Source organism: Streptomyces sp. NBC_00829 (assembly GCF_045161795.1).
Lineage (GTDB): Bacteria > Actinomycetota > Actinomycetes > Streptomycetales > Streptomycetaceae > Streptomyces.
The window spans coordinates 7,492,656-7,503,121 of record NZ_CP108867.1 but is presented as its reverse complement, the minus strand read 5'-3'; the positions used below and the strand labels follow the sequence as shown (position 1 = coordinate 7,503,121).

12 protein-coding genes are annotated in these 10,466 nt (G+C 69.3%); 8 read left to right on the top strand and 4 right to left on the bottom strand.

The window, feature by feature from the left end; genetic code table 11:
• Nucleotides 1–361: 361 nt before the first annotated feature.
• From OG293_RS33715 to OG293_RS33690, 6 genes are all read left to right on the top strand, one after another.
• Entirely contained in the window at nucleotides 362–445 is an 84-nt protein-coding gene (locus tag OG293_RS33715; RefSeq protein ID WP_351446407.1) for a putative leader peptide, read from the top strand.
• A 213-nt stretch (nucleotides 446–658) separates the two neighbouring features.
• Nucleotides 659–1,672, top strand: a complete 1,014-nt coding sequence (locus OG293_RS33710; RefSeq protein ID WP_406002524.1) for an ABC transporter substrate-binding protein — start codon at nucleotides 659–661, stop codon at nucleotides 1,670–1,672.
• A gap of 3 nt (nucleotides 1,673–1,675) precedes the next feature.
• The gene (locus OG293_RS33705; protein ID WP_406002523.1) at nucleotides 1,676–2,485 is read left to right on the top strand and encodes an ABC transporter ATP-binding protein; all 810 of its coding nucleotides are present in this window, start codon (nucleotides 1,676–1,678) and stop codon (nucleotides 2,483–2,485) included.
• The gene (locus OG293_RS33700) at nucleotides 2,482–3,366 is read left to right on the top strand and encodes an ABC transporter permease (protein WP_406002522.1); all 885 of its coding nucleotides are present in this window, start codon (nucleotides 2,482–2,484) and stop codon (nucleotides 3,364–3,366) included. The genes OG293_RS33705 and OG293_RS33700 overlap by 4 nt, the downstream gene beginning before the upstream one ends.
• 10 nt (nucleotides 3,367–3,376) lie before the next feature.
• Entirely contained in the window at nucleotides 3,377–4,711 is a 1,335-nt protein-coding gene (locus OG293_RS33695) for an LLM class flavin-dependent oxidoreductase (RefSeq protein WP_406002521.1), read from the top strand.
• A 50-nt stretch (nucleotides 4,712–4,761) separates the two neighbouring features.
• Nucleotides 4,762–5,670 carry a TauD/TfdA dioxygenase family protein gene (locus tag OG293_RS33690; RefSeq protein WP_406002520.1) on the top strand — a complete coding sequence of 303 codons (909 nt, stop codon included), beginning with the start codon at nucleotides 4,762–4,764 and terminating at the stop codon, nucleotides 5,668–5,670.
• 101 nt (nucleotides 5,671–5,771) lie between these two features.
• On the opposite strand, the gene OG293_RS33685 is transcribed toward OG293_RS33690, so the two are convergent.
• The 3 genes from OG293_RS33685 to OG293_RS33675 form a co-directional block, all read right to left on the bottom strand.
• Nucleotides 5,772–6,377 (bottom strand): LAETG motif-containing sortase-dependent surface protein, encoded by a 606-nt coding sequence (locus tag OG293_RS33685; RefSeq protein ID WP_406002519.1) that lies wholly within the window; start codon nucleotides 6,375–6,377, stop codon nucleotides 5,772–5,774.
• 416 nt (nucleotides 6,378–6,793) lie between these two features.
• The gene (locus OG293_RS33680) at nucleotides 6,794–7,318 is read right to left on the bottom strand and encodes a DUF6328 family protein (protein WP_406002518.1); all 525 of its coding nucleotides are present in this window, start codon (nucleotides 7,316–7,318) and stop codon (nucleotides 6,794–6,796) included.
• 19 nt (nucleotides 7,319–7,337) lie between these two features.
• The gene (locus OG293_RS33675) at nucleotides 7,338–8,186 is read right to left on the bottom strand and encodes a SigB/SigF/SigG family RNA polymerase sigma factor (RefSeq protein WP_406002517.1); all 849 of its coding nucleotides are present in this window, start codon (nucleotides 8,184–8,186) and stop codon (nucleotides 7,338–7,340) included.
• Between the two features lie 502 nt (nucleotides 8,187–8,688).
• On the opposite strand from OG293_RS33675, the gene OG293_RS33670 reads away from it, so the two are divergent.
• Both OG293_RS33670 and OG293_RS33665 read left to right on the top strand, forming a co-directional pair.
• Nucleotides 8,689–9,504, top strand: a complete 816-nt coding sequence (locus tag OG293_RS33670) for a VOC family protein (RefSeq protein ID WP_406002516.1) — start codon at nucleotides 8,689–8,691, stop codon at nucleotides 9,502–9,504.
• 200 nt (nucleotides 9,505–9,704) lie between these two features.
• Nucleotides 9,705–10,091, top strand: a complete 387-nt coding sequence (locus OG293_RS33665; RefSeq protein WP_406002515.1) for an ANTAR domain-containing protein — start codon at nucleotides 9,705–9,707, stop codon at nucleotides 10,089–10,091.
• 36 nt (nucleotides 10,092–10,127) lie between these two features.
• On the opposite strand, the gene OG293_RS33660 is transcribed toward OG293_RS33665, so the two are convergent.
• Nucleotides 10,128–10,454 (bottom strand): plasmid stabilization protein, encoded by a 327-nt coding sequence (locus tag OG293_RS33660; RefSeq protein WP_406002514.1) that lies wholly within the window; start codon nucleotides 10,452–10,454, stop codon nucleotides 10,128–10,130.
• Nucleotides 10,455–10,466: the final 12 nt, after the last annotated feature.

Here is a 10,466-nt window from a genome sequence, read left to right as displayed (position 1 = left end):
ACCGATCCGGCCCGGTCCAAACGAAAGACCCCAGCTCTGCCAAAGCCCACAACCACTCCTGGAATACGGCTTGTTGAAGACGTAAACGGCACGCCTCAACGCACACAGAAAGCGCTGTCGTCCCAGCATCCCGGGGCCGGGGCGAACGCACCAGAGGGCCACGGCGACACCAGGGAGAACAGAAGCTGACGGAGCGTCGACACCGGCACGCGCCCTGCGTGACCCTGACGCCCCGCCAGAAGGGCCCCCGGGACACCGACGCCTGCGCCACATTCGTGAAAGAAATCCGCAACAATTCACGATGCGAGACGATTCCCGGGGCGCATTGACGTGACCGGAAGTCGCTGCCATTCTCTCCGGTGTGAGTCAAGCTGACATTCTCGTATCGCGCCTGCACGTCGATCTCCGACGGCACGCCAGCGCACTCTGTGCCGCCGGCCGCTGAAACACGCGCAGCTGACCTCTTTCCCCGTGTCCGGCCCCTGTTCCAGGGAGTTCCCCACGGGATGAGCGCCTCCGCTCCCGTCGCGCGGTAATTCATCCGGCAGGCTTTCCGCTGAATTCCCCTGCCGTTTCACGCCCGTTCTTTCCTGAATGACCCGCGCCCTTTCGCCGCGGTGTTTCAGGCATCTTCGCGTACCCCGAAACGGACTGACTGATGACCTCCAGACGTACTTTCCTTGTGCTCTCCGGCCTCTCGGCGCTGGCGGCCGCCGGCTGCGGCACGGCGAGCGGCAGCGGCATCCGCAACACCAAGACTCTCCGCTACCAGGGTTCGGCCGGCGCGGTCACCCCGCCCGAACTCGCCGCGTCCCTCGGACATCTGGACGACCTGAAGCTGGACTGGGTCGGCAACACGATCAGCGGCCCCCAGGACATCCAGTCCGCGGCATCGGGCCAGACCGACTTCGGCGGCGCGTTCAACGGCGCGGTGGTCAAGCTCGCCGCCCGCAAGGCCCCGATCAAGGCGGTCATCAGCTACTACGGCTCCGACAGGTACGCGTACAGCGGCTTCTACGTCGCCCAGAAGAGCGCCGTTCGCACCCCCCGCGACCTCATCGGCAAGAAGGTGGGGATGAACACCCTCGGCGCCCACCACGAGGCGATGCTCGACATCTACCTCAGGAAGAACGGACTCAGCCGGGCCGAGGCCGAGCAGGTGGAGCGCATCGTCGTACCGCCCGTCAACACCGAACAGTCCCTGCGCCAGGGTCAGATAGACGTGGCGGTCCTCGGCGGAGTCCTGCGCGACAAGGCGCTGGAGACCGGCGGCATACGGCCCCTGTTCACCGACTACCAACTGCGCGGAGCCTTCAGCGCCGGCACCTATGTGTTCACCGGGCGCTTCATCGAGCAGAACCCCCAGACGGTGCGGACCTTCGTCACCGGAGTGGGCAGGGCCCTGGACTGGTCCCGCACGACGCCTCGCGAAGAGGTCGTCGCGAAGATGACCGAGATCGTGGCTCGGCGCAAGCGGAACGAGAGCCCCGACGCGCTCAAGTACTGGCGTTCGTACGGCGTCTCCGCGCCCGGCGGCCGGATCGCGCGGAAGGAACTGTCCGACTGGGCGGGCTGGCTCACCGAGCGCGGGGACATCAAGTCCGGCCAGGTCAGTGTGGCCGATCTCTTCACCAATGAGTTCAACACCGGCACGAAGAAGGCGGGGAGTTGACCCATGACCTGGAAAATCAGCTTCCGGAACGTCCGCAAGACGTTCCCCGTACGCGGAGGGCAGGATCCCGTCGTCGCGCTGGACGGCATCGATCTCGACATCGCCGCCGGTGAGTTCGTGGTCGTCGTCGGCCCGAGCGGCTGCGGGAAGTCGACCCTCCTCGACCTCCTCGGCGGTCTCTCCCGGCCCACGGCGGGCGACATCCTGCTGGACGGGAAGCCCGTCGAGGGGCCGGGCCTGGACCGGGGCATCGTCTTCCAGCAGTACGCCCTTCTCCCCTGGCGCACCGCCCTGGGAAATGTGGAGTTCGGCCTCGAAGCGACCCGGGTGCCACGCCGCGAACGCGCCGAGCGGGCCAGGGAGTTTCTGGCCCTCGTCGGACTCACCGGCTTCGAGGACCGGCATCCGCACGAGCTGTCCGGGGGCATGCGCCAGCGGGTCGCGATCGCCCGGAGCCTCGCGTACGACCCCGACGTACTGCTCATGGACGAGCCGTTCGCGGCGCTCGACGCGCAGACACGCGAATCCCTCCAGGACGAGCTGCTGCGGATCTGGCAGCGGACGGGCAAGACGATCGTGTTCATCACGCACGGGATCGACGAAGCGGTCCACCTGGGGCAACGGGTGGCTGTGCTGACGTCCCGGCCCGGCCGCATCAAGGAGGTCGTGCCGATCGACCTCGGCGACCGCGGCGCGGACGCCGATCCGCGCTCCAGCAAGGAATTCGCGCACCACCGCCACCGGATCTGGAGCCTGCTGCGCGACGAGGTCAGCCGGGCCCAGCAAGAGGAGAGGGAGGCCGCAACGCCATGAGCATCACCACCGAGAAGGCACTCGCGCCTCCCGTCGAGGCGGGCGCTGCCGTACAGCGCACGGATCCGGTACTCGCGCGCCCGCGCCGGGCGTTGCCGAACCCGCTGCGGCACACCGGCCGGATTCTGCTGGCCGTGTTCACCCGCACCGTGGCGATTGCGGTGCTGCTGGCCGTGTGGGAGAGCGCGCCCCGGCTGAACCTGGTCGACCGAACCTTCCTGCCGCCGTTCTCCGAAGTGGCCGTCGCCTGGTGGCATTTGCTCGTCGACGGGCAGCTCGCCGAACACACCCAGGCGAGCCTCGGCCGCTCGCTCACCGGATTCGGGCTCGCGGTCGTCATCGCGGTACCACTGGGCCTGCTCATCGGCTGGTACCGGCCTCTCGCGGATCTGCTCGGGCCGTTGCTCGAAGTCTTCCGCAACACCGCCGCGCTCGCGCTGCTGCCCGTCTTCGTCCTGCTGCTGGGCATCGGGGAGACCTCGAAGATCTCCATCGTGCTGTACGCCTGCACCTGGCCGATCCTGCTGAACACCATCAGCGCCGTGCGCAGCGTCGATCCGACCCTGCTGAGGCTGGCGCGGTCGATGGACCTGCCCGCGCCGAGGATCTTCCAGAAGGTGATCCTGCCCGCCTCCGTGCCGACGGTCTTCACCGGCATCCGGCTGGCCGGCGCGGTGGCGATCCTGGTGCTCGTCGCCGCCGAGATGGTGGGCGCCAAGGCCGGGCTCGGCTATCTCGTCAACGCCTCGCAGTTCAACTTCGCGATCCCCGAGATGTACGCCGGGATCATCACCATCTCCGCCATCGGAGTGGCGTTCAACCAGTTGCTCGTCGCGCTGGAACGCCGCTTCACGTCCTGGCGCACCCTGACCGGAAGCTGAGGATCCCACCATGTCCGCCGACACTCCGCGCCAGTTCCATCTCAACGCCTTTCTGATGAACGCGGGCCATCACGACGCGGCCTGGCGTCATCCGCGCACCCAGCCGGAGCGCATCACCGATCTCGCCTACTTCCAGGAGCTGGCCCGCATCGCCGAACGCGGCAGGCTCGACTCGCTCTTCCTCGCGGACGGCGTCGCGCTGTGGGGCAACGCCCGCTACAACGCCGTCGGAGGGTTCGAGCCGCTCACCCTGCTCTCCGCGCTGGCCGTGGCCACCGAGCACATCGGCCTGATCGCCACCGTCTCCACCACTTTCAACGAGCCCTTCCACGTGGCACGCAAGTTCGCCTCGCTGGACCACATCAGCGGCGGGCGCGCCGGCTGGAACATCGTCACCTCCGGGAATGTGGCCGAGGCCAGGAACTTCGGCCGGGAAGACCACCTGGAGCACGCGCTGCGCTACGAGCGGGCAGCCGAGTTCCTCGATGTGACCAGGCAGCTGTGGGACAGCTGGCGCGACGACGCCCCGGTCATCGACCGCGAGCGCGGTGTCTACTCCGAGGAAGGGGCCGTTCAGGCCATCGGGCACCGCGGCACCCACTTCCGGGTGGACGGGCCGCTGAATGTGCAGCGCTCCCCGCAGGGTCACCCGCTGCTGGTACAGGCCGGATCCTCCGAGGACGGCAAGGAGTTCGCGGCCCGGTACGCGGAGGCGGTCTTCACGGCCCAGCAGACCCTCGCCGACGGCCAGACCTTCTACAAGGACCTCAAGTCTCGCCTCGCCAAGTACGGCCGACAGCCCGACGAGCTGAAGATCCTTCCCGGTATCTGCCCCATCATCGGCGCGACCGAGGCCGAGGCACTGGCGCTGGAGGACGAGCTCACCGGCCTCCAGGTGCCGCAGTACGGGCTTCAGCAGCTGTCCGGGATGCTCGGAACGGACCTGAGCGGACTGCCGCTCGACGGCCCGTTGCCCGAGCTCCCCGAGGAGCGGGACATCAACGGCAACAAGTCCCGGTTCACCCTCGTCGCGGAGCTCGCCCGGCGTGAGGAGCTCACCATCCGCCAGCTGATCGCCCGCCTCGGCGGCGGGCGCGGCCATCGCGTCGTCGCCGGTACCGCCGAGCAGATCGCCGACCAGCTGGAGGAGTGGTTCACCGGGGGCGCGGCGGACGGCTTCAACATCATGCCGCCGTATCTGCCGGGCGGGCTGGAGGACTTCGTGGACCAGGTCGTGCCGCTGCTCCGCCAACGGGGGCTGTTCCGCACCGAGTACGACGGCCGGACGCTGCGCGAACACTACGGCCTGAAGCGCCCGGCGGGCCGTATGGCCCCCACCCACTGAACACGTCGCGTCCCGTATCCGTACCACCGCACAGAGAAAGGCAGTTCCTCATGACCAGCACCGGTTTCGACATCCGCCGGATCGGCGGCCGGATCGGCGGCCGGATCGGCGCCGAGATCCTCGGCGTCGACATCTCCGCCGACCTCGACCCTGCCATCGTCACCGAGATCAACGCGGCACTCGTGGAGCACAAGGCGCTCTTCTTCCGCGGCCAGGAGCTCGACGACGCGGCCCAGATACGTTTCGCCTCGCTCTTCGGCGAGCTGACCACCGCCCACCCGACAGTGCCGTCCGCCGAGGGCCAGCCGCACATTCTGCCCGTCGACGGCGACGAGGGCATCCGCGCCAACCAGTGGCACACGGATGTCACGTTCCTGCGGACGCCGCCCAAGGCGTCGACGCTGCGCAGCCTCGTCGTCCCGCCCTACGGCGGCAACACCCTGATCGCGAACTCGGCTGCCGCCTACCGGGATCTGCCCGAACCGCTGCGGGAGCTCGCGGACAAACTGTGGGCGGTGCACACCAACGCCTACGACTACGCCGAGCCCACGAGCGAGAAGGCGGCCGAGCACCGCAGGCGGTTCGTGTCCACGAAGTACCGCACCGAACACCCGGTGGTGCGCGTCCACCCCGAGTCGGGCGAACGCGGTCTGTTCATCGGGGGCTTCGCGCAGAGCCTGGTGGGCCTGTCCCCGTCCGAGTCCCGCGACATCCTGCGGATCCTCCAGTCGTACGTGACCCGTCCGGAGAACGTGGTCCGCTGGACCTGGGCACCCGGCGACCTGGTCCTCTTCGACAACCGCAGCACCCAGCACTACGCGCCCGACGACTACGGCGACCTGCCGCGCCTCCTGCACCGGGTGACGGTGGCCGGCGATGTCCCGGTCGGCGTCGACGGCAGCCCCAGCCGGGTCGTCGAGGGCGACGAGGCCGCCCACTACACGCCGGCCGCTGCCTGACGAAGAACGCAGGAAAGGGCGGGCCGTCGAGGACGGCCCGCCCCTTCCTGTGCACCTCTGCGGCGTCATACCGCGGTTCGAGCCGCGGCGGCGTGCCGGGGTCAGTGCTGCGCGCTGCGCCGCTTGCGCGCGGCCCACATGATGCCGCCACCCGCGACGATGACGACGGCGGCAGCGCCGGCGATCAGCGGGGTGGAGCTGGAGGAGCCGGTCTCGGCGAGGTCACCGGGGTTGCTCGGCGTCGACGCCGGCGGCACCTCGGTGGCCGTGCTCGGCGTGTCGCTCGGAGTGTCACTCGGCTTGGGAGTGTCACTCGGCGGCCCGGACGGGCTCGGGGCCGGCGTGTTGTTCTCGCACACCGGCGCCTTCTCGGTGAGGTCGCGCGAGAACTTGTCGTTGTCGCCCGCCTTCACGATGAGGTGGAGGGTGAGCTCCTTGTCGTGCTTGGGGAGCTCGAGCTTCTTGTGGAAGCTCCCCTTGAACGTCTCGGCGGGCAGCAGGTCTTTGCCGTCCACCGTGACGGTCACGGTGTTGTCGTCCTTGGTGCTGTAGTCCGTGAGGTCGACGCTGACGTCTGTACAGGTCACCTTCCACTCCGGGGTGTGCGCCTGAGCCGTTCCGGCCGCCAGGCCGACGCCGAACACACCGGCCGTCACGACCGCTGTGAAGGCGCCTGCACGCCGCCACGATCTGTTGTTAGTTGTCACTCGTTCCTCCACGGTTGCGCGCCACCCATCTGGCGGTGCGCGCACAGTACCGTCACGCTCCGCTTGATGTGCACCCGCCCCACCCCTCACGTCCTTGACTCGCGTCACCACGACCGGCGTTCAGGACGTTCGGCTGGGGGTCGGCGCTCCGCCGAAGGGCGTCCAAGGGGACGAAGCCAAGCATGTCACGGACGCATAGGGGCAGATGTGACGTCCCGGGTGTCCGCGTACTGACGGTGACGGAAAAGAATCGCAGCGAATCAGGACGGGACAACCCGTGTCACCATCCTTTCGGCCCTCGTCGCGAATCCGGTGATCGCGGCGGCCCAGGCCGTCGGCGGCGTCTCGCGGGCTCCCCCGTCCCGCCGTCCGACGCCGCCCGCAGCGGCCCCTGCCCGGCGCTCCCTGCCCGGTGGTCACTTCTGCGTGGTTTCTCCTTGCTGGTCGACGAACTCGGTGGCGTAGCGAGCACGGGCCCACAGCGGCAGCGCGAGCCAGCAGGCGAGGAACCAGGCCATCATCCCGGCGACGAGCCACAGCGCGAGCGTGTCGTCCAGGACCAGCCGCAGGATGAGCAGCAGCGTCGACGCCATGGTGCAGAGCAGCAGAACCAGCCCGACGACGGTGAGATGGGAGGCCCAACGGACCGTCTCGGGTTTGAGCTTGCGCCCGGTGAGGAGCCGGTGGAACGACACGGGCCCGATGAGCGCACCCGTTGTCGCGGCTCCCAGCATCACCGTGACCAGATAGATGTTGCGGTCGGTGGTGGACAGTTCGGCGAATCGGGGCTGGAATGCGACCGCGAGCAGAAAACCGAAGAGAATCTGGACGCCGGTCTGTGCGACGCGCAATTCCTGCAGGAGTTCGTTCCAGCGTCTGTCGGCTCTCTCCTCCGGCGTCTCGTCCCGGCCGTGATCCCTGTCGTCTTCCGCTCTCTCCATGACGCCGGACCTCCTGTGGTCATTCGTATGTCCTGGGATCTCTCTCCTGGATCCGGCCTGATCCGAAAGAAGGGCCCTGGGCGGCATCCTGCATGATCTCGCGCCGAATTCGTGCGCATGAGCTGCTGATCAGCCGCGAAACATGCATCTGGGAGATTCCCAGATCCTCCGCGATTCTGCTCTGTGTCATGTCGCGGAAGAACCGCATGTAGAGGATTTTCCGCTCCCGCTCCGGTAAGCGGCGCAGCCGGGGCTTGACGGCCTCACGGTCGATGACGAGGTCGAGCGCCGGATCCGGTGCTCCCATGGCGTCCGTCATGGTGCGGCCACCGTCACTGCCCGGTAGTTCGGCGTCCAGGGAGAGCGCGGTGAAGGAGTCGGCGGCCTCCAGTCCGGCTCTGGCCTCCTCTTCCGTGAGCCCCGCCTGGGCGGCGATCTCGATGAGGGTCGGAGCCCTCCCCGAGACTGTCTGGAGGAGTTCGCGCCGGGCCACGCGTACGCGATTGCGGTGGTCCTGGACCCGGCGCGGGACGTGCACGCTCCACATGTGGTCGCGGAAGTGCCGTTTGACCTCGCCGGTGATGGTGGGCACGGCAAAGCCGGCGAAGGGACTTCCCCGCTCGGGGTCGTAGCGGTCCACGGCCTTCACCAGGCCGAGCGCCGCGACCTGGCACAGGTCGTCGACGCTCTCGCCGCGGTTTCTGAACCGGCCTGCTATGCGCTCCGCCATCGGCAGCCAGGCCCTCACCAACTCGCCGCGTACGGCGTCGCGCTCGGCTCCGTGGGGCAGTTTTGCGAGCCGCTGGAACGCGGCTGCGGTGTCGGGGGCGTCGTCGTGCGGGTGCTTCCTGCCGGCATGTGTGCGCATGATGCGCCGCCACTTCCTCAACGGTGCGGAACGGATGGTTTCCACCGCAGGAATGCCGATGCACACGCAGCCGCAATGGGGCGCGCCGTGCATGTCCCACGGACGTGCCTCCGGTCCGAAGCACAGAATTCGCCTGCCCCTGCATTCGTCGGTCAAACGCTCCGAAGTCAGGTGTATGCATGGGGACAAAGGCACCGGCTGACGGGAAACGAGGAAAGCGTGGCGCGGCGGGCCCGAGGGCCGACGCGACCAGCTGCCGCTCGGCGCCCGGCAGAGCGCGTACAGCAGCGGCGAGACCGGCGAGTCATGCCTCGTGGAGAACATCGGCCGGTCATAGCCAGGATTCTCGGGCCGGTCGGTGGAATCGCGAGCGGCGGGCGGGGCGCGCCCTGCCCGCCGCTCGCGAGGACGGCGGCCCGGGGGGAAGATGAGCTGCGTCAAGCCGAGAGGCCCGGGCCACCGTCCCGCCGCCCGCGCTCATCCGACCGGGACACCGAGTGTTATGGACAAGGAACCGAGAGCAGCCGGAGCCGACAGCGCCACGTCGACAGCGGCCGTACACGGCGCGCCGTGCTGGGTCAGCCTCATGGCCAGGGACCTGAGGGCAGCCCAGGACTTCTACGGCGCGGTGCTGGGCTGGAGGTTCCTCAGGGGCAGGCTGGGCGAGCAGTTCAGCGTCGCCGTCTACGAAGGAGCGCCGGTCGCCGGCATCGGGGCGCTTGCGCCGCAGCTTCAGGTGGCCGTCGACTGGACTCCGTACTTCGCCGTCACCGACACGGACGAGGCCGCTGCCCGTATCCGGGAGCGCAGCGGCACGGTCGCCGTGGGCCCGCTCTCGTTCACCCTGGGGCGCGGTGCGCTGGCCTCGGACCGGGACGGCGCCGTGTTCGGCATCTGGGAGGGCCTGCTCATCCCCAATTGGCACATCTGGCGCAAGAGCGCGCCCGCCTGGCTGCGCCTGAGGACCCGCAACGCCTTCGACGCCGCCATCTTCTACGGCGAGGTGCTGGAATGGGCGTCCGACCGCCCGGGCGGCTGCGAGGTCAGCTACGAGGAGGACGAGGTCGTGCTGCGCAGCGAGGGCCTCATCCTGGCGCGCCTGAGCTCCGGTGCCTCAGGGGCGGCGCCCGATCCTCTGATCCGGCCGCGCTGGCACGTTCACTTCCCCGTCGGCGACGTGCCTGCCACCGTGGAGGCGGCCCTGCGCAACGGCGGTCTCCTCATGGAGCGGCACACCGCCCCCGAAGGGCCCCAGGCGACCCTGCGCGATCCCGACGGCGCCCTGTTCACGGTCACCACCCGCGCCCGCGATCAGTGAGGCGGCAGCAGGCGGCGCCGGCAGCTGACGATCCCAACTGTCCGGCGCCTCCGTTCCCCTCGTACGCGGGGAACGTGCCCTGGGGGTTCCACGGTCTCCGGGCGTGAAACCCCCGGGCTTGTCCGGGCCCCGTCGCGGGCAGGAGCGTGAGGAGACCACGGGACATCGCACCGGTTCGGCTGCTGGGGAGGAGCGGGAACATGGCGCGTACGCAGGACGGAAGACCGGCCCCGGACGCCTCGGTGGGTTCCGCCGCCGCGGCGTGGGCCGCAGCGGACGGGACCGGGTGCGGCAGCGTGGGCGCCGAGGCGGAAGCCCGTGCGCTGCGCGAGGAGGTGGACGGGCTCCGGCGGGCCCTGCTCAGCCACCCGGTGATCGACCTGGCTCGCGGGATCATCATGGCGACCGCGTCGTGCACCCCGGAGCAGGCGTGGCAGGTGCTGGTCGACGTCTCCCAGCACACCAACATCAAGCTGCGCGACATCGCTCAGCGCATCGTGGACAGCGTCGACGGACCGCCGCCCGAGAAGTCCGTCCGGGCCGCGCTGCGGTCCGCCCTCGGCGCGCTGCCCCCGGGCGGACCGTGACACGGACACCGTCCACGGCGCCTGCGGCGAGCGGCGTCAGCTGTCGCCCAGCGAACTCCTGAGCTCGTCCTTGTTCATGGACGACCGGCCGCGGATGTTGCGGCGCTTCGCCTCGGCGTACAGCTGCTCGTAGGTCGGCCCCTGAGCCCCGCTGTGGGAGCGCAGGCCACCGCGCCGGGACGACGACATGTCCTGTGTGGAGCTCTTGCCGGCCGTCTTGGACTCGCCCGCGCGGGCGCGTTCCTTGTTCACTGTGCGGGCCGCGATCTCCTTCGCTCGCCGCGTGCTCTCGCCGCGCTGCTCGGCGCTCTCCTTGATGTGCTCGTACTGACGTTCACGCCGGGGACTTGAACCGCGGGGCATGGTCATCCTCCC